The organism is Roseobacter sp. HKCCD7870, assembly GCF_037830315.1.
Lineage (GTDB): Bacteria > Pseudomonadota > Alphaproteobacteria > Rhodobacterales > Rhodobacteraceae > M30B80.
Genome location: NZ_JBBLYO010000001.1, coordinates 1,012,715 through 1,025,332, shown reverse-complemented (window position 1 = coordinate 1,025,332; position 12,618 = coordinate 1,012,715). Strand labels below are relative to the sequence as shown.

At 55.5% G+C, this 12,618-nt stretch carries 12 protein-coding genes; 8 read left to right on the top strand and 4 right to left on the bottom strand.

The window, feature by feature from the left end; genetic code table 11:
• The first annotated feature begins 54 nt into the window (after positions 1-54).
• Entirely contained in the window at positions 55-459 is a 405-nt protein-coding gene (locus tag AAC637_RS05160; RefSeq protein WP_340302604.1) for a DUF2177 family protein, read from the top strand.
• Positions 460-510: 51 nt separating this feature from the next.
• On the opposite strand, the gene AAC637_RS05155 is transcribed toward AAC637_RS05160, so the two are convergent.
• A complete protein-coding gene (locus AAC637_RS05155; RefSeq protein ID WP_317656193.1) occupies positions 511-717 on the bottom strand; it encodes a cold-shock protein in 207 nt (68 codons plus the stop codon).
• 227 nt (positions 718-944) lie between these two features.
• On the opposite strand from AAC637_RS05155, the gene AAC637_RS05150 reads away from it, so the two are divergent.
• Positions 945-1,274 (top strand): arsenate reductase family protein, encoded by a 330-nt coding sequence (locus AAC637_RS05150; RefSeq protein WP_340302603.1) that lies wholly within the window; start codon positions 945-947, stop codon positions 1,272-1,274.
• A 1-nt stretch (position 1,275) separates the two neighbouring features.
• Here the strand turns inward: AAC637_RS05150 and thrS are convergent, their stop codons facing one another.
• A complete protein-coding gene (gene thrS, locus AAC637_RS05145) occupies positions 1,276-3,228 on the bottom strand; it encodes a threonine--tRNA ligase (protein ID WP_340302602.1) in 1,953 nt (650 codons plus the stop codon).
• 135 nt (positions 3,229-3,363) lie between these two features.
• On the opposite strand from thrS, the gene AAC637_RS05140 reads away from it, so the two are divergent.
• Positions 3,364-4,134 (top strand): alpha/beta hydrolase, encoded by a 771-nt coding sequence (locus tag AAC637_RS05140; RefSeq protein ID WP_340302601.1) that lies wholly within the window; start codon positions 3,364-3,366, stop codon positions 4,132-4,134.
• Here AAC637_RS05140 and phaZ read toward each other — a convergent pair.
• Positions 4,131-5,387, bottom strand: coding sequence for a polyhydroxyalkanoate depolymerase (gene phaZ / locus AAC637_RS05135; RefSeq protein ID WP_340302600.1), 1,257 nt, complete (start codon positions 5,385-5,387; stop codon positions 4,131-4,133). The two genes, AAC637_RS05140 and phaZ, sit on opposite strands and share 4 nt — an antisense overlap.
• Before the next feature lie 158 nt (positions 5,388-5,545).
• Here phaZ and phaC point away from each other — a divergent pair, with 158 nt between their 5' ends.
• The 3 genes from phaC (at position 5,546) to phaR (ending at position 8,636) form a co-directional block, all read left to right on the top strand.
• A complete protein-coding gene (gene phaC, locus AAC637_RS05130; RefSeq protein ID WP_340302599.1) occupies positions 5,546-7,318 on the top strand; it encodes a class I poly(R)-hydroxyalkanoic acid synthase in 1,773 nt (590 codons plus the stop codon).
• A gap of 131 nt (positions 7,319-7,449) precedes the next feature.
• On the top strand, positions 7,450-7,905 hold the full coding sequence (locus tag AAC637_RS05125; RefSeq protein WP_317656184.1) for a Phasin: 456 nt from the start codon (positions 7,450-7,452) through the stop codon (positions 7,903-7,905).
• A gap of 170 nt (positions 7,906-8,075) precedes the next feature.
• Complete coding sequence (phaR, locus tag AAC637_RS05120; RefSeq protein WP_340302598.1) at positions 8,076-8,636, top strand: polyhydroxyalkanoate synthesis repressor PhaR; 561 nt, start codon at positions 8,076-8,078, stop codon at positions 8,634-8,636.
• 21 nt (positions 8,637-8,657) lie between these two features.
• Here the strand turns inward: phaR and purD are convergent, their stop codons facing one another.
• On the bottom strand, positions 8,658-9,920 hold the full coding sequence (purD, locus tag AAC637_RS05115; RefSeq protein ID WP_340302597.1) for a phosphoribosylamine--glycine ligase: 1,263 nt from the start codon (positions 9,918-9,920) through the stop codon (positions 8,658-8,660).
• Between the two features lie 86 nt (positions 9,921-10,006).
• Here purD and xseA point away from each other — a divergent pair, with 86 nt between their 5' ends.
• Complete coding sequence (gene xseA / locus AAC637_RS05110; RefSeq protein WP_340302596.1) at positions 10,007-11,365, top strand: exodeoxyribonuclease VII large subunit; 1,359 nt, start codon at positions 10,007-10,009, stop codon at positions 11,363-11,365.
• Positions 11,366-11,450: 85 nt separating this feature from the next.
• Positions 11,451-12,614: a M20 aminoacylase family protein gene (locus AAC637_RS05105; protein ID WP_340302595.1), complete on the top strand. Its 1,164-nt coding sequence runs from the start codon at positions 11,451-11,453 to the stop codon at positions 12,612-12,614.
• Positions 12,615-12,618: the final 4 nt, after the last annotated feature.

Here is a 12,618-nt window from a genome sequence, read left to right as displayed (position 1 = left end):
AAACGCACCGCTAACTTATGCCATGCGGGACGTAGCGCGAAAAGGCGGCACCTGATGACCCTCTTAATCCTCTTTGTGGCGACATCTTTGATCTTCCTCATTGCCGATGCGGTGATGCTGAACACAGTGTTACAGCCTGTCTTTGTGCGGCATATTGGCGATTTGCTCTATGAAGGTGGGTTTCGCCTGTTGCCTGCAATCTTGTTTTATCTGACCTATATGGGGGGCATTCTTTACTTTGCCTCCACGCCCGCGATGCGCGCGGATACGCCAAGCCTTGCCCTGATCAATGGCGCTATTTTGGGCTTTGTGGCCTATGGCACCTATGAATTCACCTCTTGGGCGGTGATGCGTGATTGGCACCCGCAAATGGTGGTGATGGATGTGATTTGGGGCGCCACGCTGACAGGGGTTGCCGCATGGGGTGGAGTCATGATCGCGCGCGCCATCATTGCCTAGGGAGCCATGCGCGCAAAGCGGTGTGGTTGCCTTGCGCGCGGGGTTTTGACGTCAGAGAATTTTCAGATCGACCGCAGAGGCGCGACCATCGCGGCCTTCACGAAGCTCAAAGCTGATTTTCGTGTTATCGGCTAATTCTTTCATCCCCGCTTGTTCAACTGCAGAGATATGCACGAACACATCTTTGCCGCCGCCATCAGGCGCGATAAACCCGTAACCTTTGGTGGTGTTGAACCATTTCACAGTGCCTGTGGGCATTTTCGTATCTTTCCTGTCCCAAGTCTCAATCCCACAAGCGTGTCTGCGCGTGGGGTGCAGCCAAGGCCGATGACCATACCTTTGCTGCCGTCTCAAAAGCAGTTCAACCGGTGACCTAGAGGCACCCCAAGAGTTTGCCTTGGTTTTACTAAAAATCAAGAAAAACTCTCTGGAACCGAGCGCCTGCGGCCCTATGCTTTGGTTTGTGGAATAAAAAAGAGGCACAGATGCAGATTATTGGGCTGAAAAATTGTGACACATGCCGCAAGGCGGTGAAGGAATTGACCGCCGCAGGTCATAGCGCCGTGTTACGTGATCTGCGCGAAACCCCGTTGAATGATGCTGAGATTTCGCAGTTTTTGGCAGAATTTGGGGCAGATGCCCTCATCAATCGCAAATCCACCACATGGCGTGGTTTGGATGAGGCCACGCGCGCCACTGATCCAAACGCGCTGTTGGCGACCCATGCCGCGCTGATGAAACGCCCCGTCATCCTTGCGGATAACGGGGCGCTCTATCTGGGGTGGGGCGCGGATGTAAAAGCCGCGCTTTTATAAATTAGCTGCGCAGATCAGGCGCAATCGCCTCGGCCACTAAGGCATCGATCACAGAATCTATGGGCTGAACGGAAGTTTGGCTTTCACCCAAACGGCGCAAGGTCACGCTGCGATCTTCCATCTCTTTGCGTCCAACAGCCAAAATCACAGGCACCTTTCCTGTGGAATGTTCGCGGATTTTATAATTGATCTTTTCGTTGCGCTTATCAGCCTCGGCGCGCACGCCCCGTTTTTTGAGCAACGCGACAATCTCATCCACAAAACCATCCGCTTCGGAGACGATAGAGGCAACCACAACTTGACGCGGGGCTAACCAGAAGGGCAGGCGGCCCGCGAAGTTCTCGATCAAGATGCCGATGAAACGCTCAAAGCTGCCCAAAATTGCGCGGTGCAGCATGACGGGGCGGTGTTTCGCGCCATCCTCGCCGATATAGGTGGCGTCCAGACGTTCGGGCAGAACGAAATCCACCTGCAACGTGCCGCATTGCCAATCTCGCCCAATGGCATCGGTCAGCACGAATTCCAGTTTCGGGCCGTAAAATGCCCCTTCGCCGGGGTTGAGTTCATAGGCATATCCTGCCGCTTCGGTGGCGGATTTAAGTGCCGCTTCGGCCTTGTCCCAAACCTCATCGCTGCCCGCGCGGGTGTCGGGGCGGTCAGAGAATTTCACGCGGAATTTCTCAAACCCAAGATCCTTGTAAACCGCCGAAAGCAACTCGATGAATTGCTTTGTTTCATCCTCAATCTGCGTTTCGCGGCAGAAGATATGCGCGTCATCTTGGGTAAAGCCGCGCACCCGCATGATCCCATGCAATGCGCCCGATGGTTCGTATCGGTTACATGATCCAAATTCCGCCATCCGCAAGGGCAGGTCGCGATAGGATTTCATGCCCTGATTGAAAATCTGCACATGGCAGGGGCAGTTCATCGGCTTCAGGGCGTTGATGGCCTTTTCGCGGGCATGGTCTTCGTCCACTTCCACGATGAACATATTCTCTTGGTATTTTTCCCAATGGCCCGAGGCCTCCCAAAGACGGCGGTCAACCACTTGCGGGGTGTTAACTTCTACATAGCCGCCATCTTGCTGACGGCGGCGCATGTAATCTTGCAGCGCCGTATATATGCGCCACCCATTGGGGTGCCAAAACACCTGACCTGGGGCCTCTTCCTGCATATGGAACAGGTTCATCTCTCGGCCCAAGCGGCGGTGGTCGCGCTTTTCGGCTTCTTCCAAGAAAGTCAGATGCGCCTTGAGGTCATCGCGGTTTTTGAACGCGACCCCATAGATGCGCTGCAACATCGGGCGGTTGCTGTCGCCGCGCCAATATGCGCCTGCGAGTTTCATCAATTTAAATGCATCAGCGGGCAATTGCCCTGTGTGCTGCAAATGCGGGCCACGGCAGAGGTCTTGCCAATCCCCGTGCCAATACATCCGCACGGGTTGATCTTCGGGGATCATCCCAACCAGTTCGACCTTATATGGTTCGCCTGCCGCTTCGTAATGGGCGATTGCGCGTGCGCGATCCCAGATTTCTGTGCGCACGGTATCGCGGGCGTTGATGATCTCTTTCATCTTCGCCTCAATCCGACCCAGATCATCTGGGGTGAAGGGCTCTTTGCGGTCGAAATCGTAATACCAGCCATTTTCGATGACGGGGCCGATTGTCACTTTTACATCTGGCCAGATTTCTTGAACGGCGCGCGCCATCACATGGGCAAAGTCGTGACGGATCAGCTCTAAGGCTTCGGCGTCATTGTCCTTCATGGTGTTGATCGCGATGGTGGCATCGGCATCAATTGGCCAAGCCAAGTCGTAATGCGCGCCGTTCACTGTGGCGCTGATCGCCTTTTTGGCAAGCGAGCTTGCGATGCTTTCGGCCACCTCGGCGGCTGTCACGCCAGCCTCGTAGCTGCGGGAATTGCCATCGGGAAATGTTAGGGAAATCTGTGGCATCGCCATAGCTCCTCGTCAGTTTGGCGCCTACGAAACGCCCGGTTGCGGGTTAAGTGTTGCTTGGTCTTTTGGCGCGCCTTTGATGTGGTGTCAACTCTTGCGCGGGGGTGCAGGTTTTTGGCATGGAGGGGGCATATGCCCGCACATGAAAGCGAAACCATGCCCGACCATCTGATCACCGCGAAATCTCGCAGCATTGCCTATCATCTGACAGAAGGCACCCATCCGATGGTGGTGTTTTTGGGCGGCTTGCGCTCAGACATGGCGGGAACCAAGGCCGTATTCCTTGAGGAATATGCTAAATCCCGTAGGCGGGCTTTTCTGCGGTTTGATTATTCTGGCCATGGCGAAAGCAGCGGCGCGTTCACCGAGGGCTGTATTGGCGATTGGGCCGAAGACGCCGCCGAGGTTTTAGATCGCCTTGCCCCGAAGCGGGTGGTTTTGGTGGGGTCGTCCATGGGGGGATGGATTTCACTGTTGATGGCGCGCCGAAACCCCGAACGGATTGCAGGGCTGATTGGCATCGCGGCTGCCCCTGATTTTACTGAAGATGGGTTTTGGGCCAGTTTCACCGAAAATCAACGCGCTGAAGTCATGGGGCAGGGGCAAACCGCGCTGCCCTCAGAATACGGGGAGCCGATGATCGTCACCAAGCGCATGATTGAGGATGGACGCAAGAATTTGGTTCTGCGCAGCGCTCTGGCGATTGACGCCCCTGTGCGCCTTTTACAAGGCACCGAGGATGAGGCGGTGGATCAAGCGGTGGCTTTGCGCCTTCTTGCGCATTTGCAGTGCGATGATTTGCATTTGGAATTGGTCAAAGGCGAGGATCACCGCTTTTCCAGCCCGCATTGCCTTGATCTTGTGGCGCGCAGGCTTGATGAAATGCTGGAAGGCGCGGTTTAACTGACGGCTTTGATCTTCGCGGACTTATTGTTGGCGTCAATGAAATCCAGAACAAGCGGGCGGATATTGTTGCGCCAGCTTTTGCCTGCAAAAATCCCGTAATGGCCTGCATCAGGCTCAAGGTGGCTCGCCTTTTTGCTGTCTGGCAGGCCCGTGCATAGATCTAGGGCTGCAACACATTGGCCCGGGGCGGAAATGTCATCTTTGCCGCCCTCAACAGTTTTCACCGCAACCGATGTGATTTTGCCGATATCAACAGGCTTACCCGAAACGGTGAAGGTGTTTTTCGCAATCTCGCGCTTCTTGAAGATACGATCCACGGTTGAGAGGTAGAATTCCGCAGGCATATCCATCACCGCAAGATATTCATCATAAAAGCGGTTATGCTTGTCGTTGTCAGATGCCTCGCCCTTGGCCACACGAAGGATCTGCTCGGTGAAGGCGCGGCTGTGTTTTTCGGCATTCATCGCCATAAACGAGCTAAGCTGCTGCAATCCTGGATAGACCATGCGGCCCGCGCCTGCATATTTGAACCCCACCCGCTGCAACATGGACTGTTCCAACTGGCCCATGGTGACGCGATTGCCAAAATCGGTCACATCCGTTGGCGCGGCTTCTGGGTCGATTGGCCCCCCGATCAGGGTCAATGAGCGGGGCTGTGCCTTGGGGTCTTCCTCGGCCAGATGGGCGGTCGCTGCCAAGGTCAGAGGGGCGGGTTGGCAGACCGCGATGACATGGGTGTCTGGCCCCATGTGGCGCATGAATTCCACCAGATAGAGGGTGTAATCCTCGACATCGAACTTGCCAGCGCTGACAGGAATGTCGCGGGCATTGTGCCAGTCGGTGACATAGACATCACAATCGGGCAGCAGACTGATGACGGTCGAGCGCAGAAGCGTGGCGTAATGGCCCGACATTGGGGCAACCAACAACACTTTGCGGGTCATAGCCGCGCGCTCTGCAACAGCGAAATGCACCAAATCGCCAAAAGGTTTTGGAAGAACAACATTCGGACTGACCGCGTGGTCACGGCCATCGCTGAGTGTGATGGAGCGAATGCCCCAATCAGGTTTTACCGCCATACGCGCAAAACTGCGCTCCATCACCTCACCCCAAGCGGCGGTCATTTGGATGGCGGGATTGGCTACAAGCCCGAATTGCGGATAGGAGCACATCGCCCGCGCGGTTGATCCAAGCCATTGGTTGGTCACGCGCATGGTTTCCATGAAATCATAGGTGAGAAGCTGTCGCATCGGATGCAAATCTCCAAAATTGAGCTTGGGCGCCGTCAATGCACCCTGCGGTAAATCAGCCCTACCCCCTCACCTTGGTAAAGCCTCTCTATGCAAATGCAGCATTTATCGGATAAAATCAAGCAAAGTGACGATCCGCGCGCGAGGAGGCAAGGGTCATGGGTGACCATTTAGAAAAGTTAAACACCAATCTCAAACGCGTGGAAGAGTTAAGCCAACGTTTGGTCGAAGCCCTCGCAAATAAAGGCCAAAACGACCCTGGCCTGAATGGGCCAGGCCCCGATCTCTATATGAAAGCCAGCATGGCATACTGGTCGGAACTGGTGAATAACCCCGCAAAATTAATGGAGCGGCAGGTCAAATTTTGGGCTGATTCCGTCACGCATTACGCGGAAGCTCAACAGAATCTTGCGCAAGGCAAGCTAGAGCCGCCCGAGGATAACACCCCAGATGATCGCCGTTTTTCCAATCCGCTGTGGAAAACGCACCCCTATTTTAACTACGTCAAACAGCAATATATGATTTCAGCCAATGCCATAGAGGCCTCGTTGAAGGATCTTGAGGGGCTAGAGCATAAAGATCGGCAGAGAATCGAATTCTTTGCAAAACAGATGGTTGATCTTTTTGCACCAACAAACTTTCTGGCCACAAACCCAGATGCGTTGGAGCGTGCGGTCGAAACCGAGGGCGAAAGCCTTGTGAAGGGCTTAGAGAACCTCGTGCGCGATATTGAGGCCCATAAGGGTGAGATCTTGCCAACCTTGGCCGATGGCTCGGCCTTTGAATTGGGCACGAATATCGCAACCGCAAAAGGCGCCGTCATCTATCGCAACGAAATGATGGAGTTACTGCAATTCGCGCCGACCACAGAGACGGTCTATAAAAAACCTGTGATCATCTTCCCGCCGTGGATCAACAAATATTACGTAATGGATTTGCGCCCCGAAAATAGTTTGATCCGATGGATTGTGGATCAAGGCTATACCTTATTCGTAGTGTCGTGGAAGAACCCTGATAAGTCCTATTCAGATAAGGGCCTCGAAGATTACATCGAGAAAGGCTATCTCAAGGCTATTGACGTCGCCAAAGAGATCACGGGCAGTAAGGCGGTCAATGCGGTGGGCTATTGCATTGCAGGCACCGCCCTTAGCCTCACGCTCTCGCTGCTGAAAAAACGCCGCCAAAAGCCGATCTCATCTGCCACCTTCTTCACCACGATGACGGATTTTTCCGATCAGGGTGAATTTACGGTCTTCCTGCAAGATGACTTTGTCGATGCCATCGAACGGCAGGTTGCCGAAGATGGTGTGCTTGATAACAAATATATGGCCAAGACCTTTAGCTTTTTGCGCGCCAAGGATTTGATCTACGGCCCTGCGGTGCGCAGCTATATGATGGGTGAGGCCCCGCCTGCCTTTGACTTGCTTTACTGGAATGGTGACGGGACGCATTTGCCTGGCAAGATGACTGTGCAATATTTGCGAGGTCTTTGCCAAAGCAATGATTTTGCTGAGCGCACGTTTGAATTGATGGGAAAGAAGCTCAAGGTCAGTGATGTCGACCTGCCGCTTTGCGCCATTGCCTGCGAGGCGGATCACATTGCTGCGTGGAAGGACAGCTATCGCGGTGTGCAAAAAATGGGGTCACAAGATAAAACCTTTATCCTATCCCAATCGGGCCATATCGCGGGGATCATCAATCCGCCCAACAAAAAGAAATATGGTCACTATACACATGATGACCTTAGCCTTTCCGTGAAAGACTGGCGCGAGCAGGCTGAATTCCACGAAGGGTCGTGGTGGCCTCGGTGGGAAGCATGGTTGCGCACCCATTCGGGAAAGCGCGTTGCCGCGCGCAGCTTGGGTGAGTCGGGCTATAAAATATTGGCGCAAGCCCCCGGAACCTATGTCAAGGAAACGCCAGAACTCTGATAATCCATAAAATTTTTGGCTTTTGCTGCGGTGCAGAAAAATGCTTGACTTGCTGCGGTGCAGCATGGCATATACTGCACATGCAGCAAACGCAGCCCGCAACACACACGATATTTTTTGGAGTAGAGACCATGGCAAAAACCGCCGCAAACGAATTCACAAAAGTTCTTCAGGACATGATGAAGGCTTACCCAATGGACATGTCGGCAATGACCGATGCGTTCAAAAACTCTGCCGCGATGGGCGAGAAGTTCTCGAAAGTTGCTCTTGAAGCCGCTGAGAAATCCGCTGAGATCCAAGCAGGTTGGACAAAAGACACCATCGCGAAACTCGGCGATGTTGCCAAAGTTAAAGAAGAGCCTGCTGATTACAGCAAAGCCCTGACCGATTTCGCTTCTGCACAAGCAGAAATCGCAGCTGAAAACATGGCTGCTTTCGCTGAAGTTGCGAAAAAAGTTCAGATGGACACTGTTGAGTTGATGATGGCTGCAGGCAAATCTGCAACTGAAGAAGCTTCTGCAGCTGTTAAAAAAGCAACTGCTGAAGTCACTGCAGCAGCTAAGAAAGCAGCAACTGCAGCTGCATAAGATACAGATTTCTGTGCCGCGTTGGTATCCTCCCTTCCAACGCGCTCCCAAGAAGGGCAGGCCTCACCGCCTGCCCTTTTTGCATCTGCAAAACAATTATTGTTTTTTTTCTGCGACTGCTTAGGCTGATTCCTAGGGTGAACGCGTGACAGTAAGTCAGGGAGGATGAAATGGCACAGGCACAAGAGCCTTTATTGATCAAACGCTATGCCAGCCGCAGGCTCTATAATACTGAGACCTCCGATTATGTGACGCTTGATGATATTGCGGGGTTCATCCGCGCGGGGCGCGAGGTGAAGATTGTTGACCTGAAATCAGGGGATGATCTGACCCGCCAATTTCTGTTGCAGATTATCGCAGAACATGAATCACGCGGCGAAAGTGTTTTGCCAATCGCCGTGCTGAATGATCTGGTGCGCAGCTACACAAGCCAAGCACAAAGCGTGGTTCCCGATTTTCTCGCGATGTCTTTTGATATGCTCAAACAGGGCCAGTCCGCGATGATGGAAAACATGAGCGCGATTAACCCGATGGCCTCCATGCCTGGGTTTGAGGCCATGCGCGCCCAGCAAGAAGCCTTCATGAAGGCGATGACTGGTGGTTTGGGCAAAGGGTGGTCAGGCCCGAGCGCAGAGGAGGAAGACGCGCTCACCCCTGCGAGCGAAGAGGACGAACTGAGCCAGATCAAACGCCAGCTTGCGGAACTGCAAAACAAGCTCTCCAAGCTGTGATGGCATCGGAGGCGCGCTGTGCTAAAGCGCCCTCCATCCGATGTCTGAGCGGCAAAACCCGTCAGGCCAATCAATTTTGTTGACCATGTCATAGGCGCGGCTGCGGGCCTCGGCCAAGGTTTCACCTCGGGCGGTGACGTTTAAAACGCGCCCCCCTGCGGCTGTGATTGCGCCATTCACTTCCTTGGTGCCTGCGTGAAATACCATGTGGTTGCTGTCTTGCGCCAACGCCTCAAGCCCGTTGATCACGCCGCCTTTTTCATATGATCCAGGATAGCCATTTGCCGCCATCACAACGCTCAGCGCGTGATCCTCGGCCCAGTTGACCGACATTTGGTCAAGCCTCTGTTCCGCGCAAGCCACCATCAGATCTAAGGCCTGCGCGCCGAGGCGCATCATCAACACCTGACATTCAGGATCGCCAAAGCGCACGTTATATTCAACCAAGCGTGCTTGGCCGTCTTTGATCATCAACCCTGCATAAAGCACGCCGCGATAGGGCGTGCCGCGCTTGGCCATTTCGTCAATCGTGGGCTGCACAATCTCGCGCAAGGCGCGCGCGGCGATCTCATCGCTTAGGACGGGGGCAGGGCTATAGGCACCCATGCCACCCGTATTCGGCCCCGCATCATTGTCAAAGGCGCGTTTGTGATCTTGGGCTGTGCCAATAGGCAGGATGGATGCGCCATCAGAGAGAATGAAGAAACTGGCTTCTTCACCCTCCATGAACTCTTCGATCACCACCTCGGCACCTGCATCGCCGAACTCGCCGCCGAACATATCGCCAATCGCGTCTAACGCTTCGGTCAGGGTCATCGCCACGATCACACCTTTGCCCGCCGCCAAACCATCGGCCTTGACCACAATGGGCGCGCCTTGTGCTGTGACGTAGTCCCGCGCGGATGCCGCATCGGTGAACCGTGCGTAGGCGGCAGTCGGTGCCTTGGCCGCGTCACAGATTTCCTTGGTAAAGGCCTTGGAGGCCTCAAGCCGCGCCGCCTCTCGGCTTGGGCCAAAAGCCAAGATTCCCGATTGTGACAGGGCATCGACCACGCCCTCGGCCAAGGGGGCTTCGGGCCCAACAATCACAAAATCAATCGCGTTTTCGGCAGCAAAATCCACAACCGCCTGCGGGTTAAGAATATCGATATCGGCACAAGCGGCGATTTGGGCGATCCCCGCATTGCCGGGGGCAACGATCAACGTATCACATTTGGGGTTTTGCAAAACCGCCCAAGCCAAAGCGTGTTCACGGCCACCACTGCCCAAAATCAAGATATTCATCGCATCCGCTCCACTTGGCCTTTTCGTTGCCGCGTTCTAAGCTGCGAGGGAAATCAACGCAAGCCAACCCAAGGGATGAAGGGCAGATGTCGGATTTGATCGAAGAAGCCGAGGGCGGAAACGCACCAGAGTTCTCTGTCACCGAGCTTTCTGGTGCGGTGAAGCGAATGATTGAGGGGGAGTTCTCGCATATCCGCGTGCGCGGCGAATTGGGCCGTATTTCGCGCCCTGCTTCTGGTCATATCTATTTGACCTTGAAAGATGATCGCTCAAATTTGGATGCCGTGATCTGGAAGGGCACAGCCGCGCGCCTATCCCACAGACCCGAAGAGGGGATGGAGGTTGTCGCTACGGGGCGCATGACGACCTTTGCAGGCCAATCGAAATATCAATTGGTGATCGAGGATATGCGCCCTGCGGGGGCGGGTGCCTTGATGGCGATGTTGGAACAGCGCCGTATGAAATTGGCTGCTGAGGGTTTATTTGATGCCGCGCGCAAGCAGGAGCTGCCCTTTTTGCCTGAGGTGATCGGTGTGGTTACCTCGCCCTCTGGGGCGGTGATCCGCGATATTTTGCACCGCCTGCGGGATCGTTTCCCACGGCAGGTCTTGATCTGGCCTGTCGCGGTTCAAGGAGAGAAATGCGCGCCAGAAGTGACGGCAGGTATTCGGGGGTTTAACGCCCTTACCGCAGGGGGGCACATCCCCCGCCCTGATTTGATCATCGTGGCGCGGGGCGGGGGCAGCCTTGAAGACCTGTGGGGGTTCAACGAGGAAATCGTGGTGCGCGCCGCCGCCGAAAGCAGGATCCCCCTGATCTCCGCTGTGGGGCATGAAACCGATACCACCTTGATTGATTTTGCGGCTGATTATCGCGCGCCCACGCCGACCGCTGCGGCCGAGCGTGCGGTGCCTGTGCGGATGGATATCCTCACTTGGGTTCAAGATTGCGGCGCGCGCCTCTCGCGGGGGGCACAGGCAGTTGTCACGCAGCGCCGTGTGCGGCTGGCGGATCTCTCGCGCGCCTTGCCGCGCCCTGCCTCGCTGCTTGAGACTGCGCAGCAGCGCCTTGATCGCGTGGCAGACAGGCTTGAGCCTGCATTGGTGCAATCCGTGCAAACCCGCAGCCATCATGTGCAAACTGTGGGCGCGCGATTGGTGCCTGCCTTGGATCGTGCTTTGGCGCAAAAACGCCTGCCTTATGAGCGCGCTTGCGCCAATTTGCGCCCCTCGGTTCTGAGCCGCGCGATTGCAGATGCACAGCAAAAACTGAATGCCCTTGAACGGATGCGGCAAAGCCTCGGCTACACGGCAACGCTCAAGCGCGGCTATGCGGTGTTGCGCAATGAGACGGGGTTGATCACCACAACTGCAGCTCTGCGCACGGCGTCCGAGGTTGAGGTTGAACTGGCCGATGGTAAGGCGCAGGTTAAGCCGCTCCCGTAAAGGTGTGGCGGGAATCCGCTTGCTGCCTTATCTAGGCGGGCTATAGTTTTCGTGAGACAGCCTATGCACAAGAAAGGGGCCTCTTATGCCGATCAAAAACCGCTTTGCCGAATTGCTGCCCGAAGTCACCGCGTGGCGGCGCGATCTGCACGAGAACCCCGAAATCCTGTTTGAAACCCATCGCACCTCGGCTGTGGTGGCCGAGCGGTTGCGCGAATTTGGCTGTGACGAGGTGGTTACGGGCTTAGGGCGCACAGGGGTTGTGGGCATCATCAAAGGCAAATCCACTGCATCGGGTCGCTGCATCGGGTTGCGCGCAGATATGGATGCCCTGCCGATCCATGAAGAAACGGGGCTTGATTATGCCTCGAAAACACCCGGTGCAATGCATGCCTGCGGCCATGATGGGCATACGGCCATGTTGCTCGGTGCCGCGAAATATCTGGCCGAGACGCGCAATTTTGATGGCACGGTTGCCATCATCTTCCAACCCGCCGAAGAGGGCGGCGGCGGCGGCCGCGAAATGGTTGATGACGGGATGATGGAGCGTTTCGGCATCCAAGAGGTCTACGGGATGCATAATTGGCCGGGGATGCCCACGGGCGCATTCGCGATCCGACCTGGTCCATTTTTCGCCGCGACCGATCAATTCGATATTTACCTGACGGGCAAAGGGGGCCATGCCGCCAAACCGCAAGACACGATTGACCCTGTGGTGATGGGCAGCCATCTGGTGCTTGCCCTGCAAACCATCGCCAGCCGCAATGCCGACCCTGTGAAACAGGTGGTGGTTTCGGTGACGGCGATGCACAGCGCGGGCGAGGCCTATAACGTGATCCCTGAGAAAATCCATCTGCGCGGCACTGTGCGCACGCTTGACCCTGATCTGCGAGAATTGGCCGAAGCGCGGATTACCGCGATTGCCAAAGCCACCGCCGAGGGTTTTGGCGGGCAGGCCGAGGTGCAGTATCACCATGGCTATCCTGTGATGATCAATTCGGAGGAGCAAACCGAATTCGCCGCCGAAGTCGCCCGCGCCGTTTCAGGCGATTGTGTCGAAGCGCCCCTGATCATGGGCGGCGAAGATTTCGCCTTCATGCTCAATTCCCGCCCTGGGGCCTATATTTTGGTCGGCAATGGTGACAGCGCAGGCGTGCATCACCCAAAATACAATTTCAACGATGAAGCCATCCCCGCAGGCTGCAGCTGGTGGGCCGAGATCGTAGAGCGGCGGATGGCGGCGGGCTGAAGGG